The 1046-nt window shown below is 35.6% G+C and carries 2 protein-coding genes; one reads left to right on the top strand and one right to left on the bottom strand.

Features of this window, described 5'->3' with window-relative positions; translation table 11 throughout:
• Nucleotides 1–611: MFS transporter (locus ACFINS_RS09755; RefSeq protein ID WP_375706149.1), on the top strand; the 611-nt coding region annotated here is incomplete at its 5' end.
• Here ACFINS_RS09755 and ACFINS_RS09750 read toward each other — a convergent pair.
• Complete coding sequence (locus ACFINS_RS09750) at nt 608–874, bottom strand: hypothetical protein (protein WP_011180477.1); 267 nt, start codon at nt 872–874, stop codon at nt 608–610. The genes ACFINS_RS09755 and ACFINS_RS09750 overlap by 4 nt on opposite strands.
• Nucleotides 875–1046: the final 172 nt, after the last annotated feature.

Genomic DNA, 1046 nt, shown 5'->3' with positions numbered 1-1046 from the left:
GCAAAGAGCGTGTTCAAGTCCCTATAATAGATGTCTTTTTAAAATGCCCACGAATCTTATTTCTTGGGACATTTGCTGGTATGGCAACATTTGTTTTATTTTATTTGGTCACCGCATATTTGTTAAGTTATTCAACAAACCATTTGCAATTGTCATTTTATCAGGCTCTCCAAGTAGAAGTCATTGGTGCTATCTTTTGCGGAATTTTCACTGTCCTAACTGGAAAACTCGCTGATCGTATTAAACGCAGAACTTTGATGATTTGCATCACAATAATTACTGGTATCTATTCTTTCGCAATTCCTTATTTCTTAAGCTCTGGAGTCATAGGAGTGCTTGCAATGTCTACCATTGGTTTGTCGATCATGGGAATGGTGTATAGTCCTCTTGGTGCTGTTTTGGCTTCACCATACCCAACAGCAATTCGATACACTGGTTCTTCTATAACCTTCAACTTAGCCGGTATCGTAGGTGCATCTCTTGCACCTTATATTGCGGAATATCTGGTACAGCATTTTGATACTTCTTATATCGGCTATTATTTACTTCTTGCCTCTTTTATTTCACTACTTTGCTTTGTTGGATTTACGGATGAGGAAATATCAAACTAGAACACAATAAAGAAGAAAAATAAAATGAATGCTGGCGGCAGAAATGCTGCCAATTTCATTTTCAAAGGCATTGGGTGAGGAACATTCCACCACAGTATTCCAGCAAACAGTGCACTCAAAAAAAAGAACAAAATATCCGCTATATTATTAATATAAGCAATAGAAACTATTTGTGATAAGATATGTGTTGTCCCCAACCATGAAACGCAAAAAAAAGCTAACATTACAGCCCATAAAATAAGCAAAATTCGATCAATGATCATTATCACTCCGTTTGAATATTTTGTCAGAAAGATAATTATGAACAATTGTAGAACACATCTTTATTACTCCCAGAAGAAACATCACAATAAAAACCCAATATCCTCCTTCTGATCCTTCTGCAATAAAATTGCCTGATTGATTATTCCTACCAGTCCTATAAAAGTCAAAATA

Origin of the sequence: Bartonella sp. AA2SXKL (genome assembly GCF_042197205.1) — a bacterium.
GTDB lineage: Bacteria > Pseudomonadota > Alphaproteobacteria > Rhizobiales > Rhizobiaceae > Bartonella.
The sequence above is the reverse complement of the archived record's forward strand: the minus strand, read 5'-3'. Positions and strand labels throughout refer to the sequence as shown.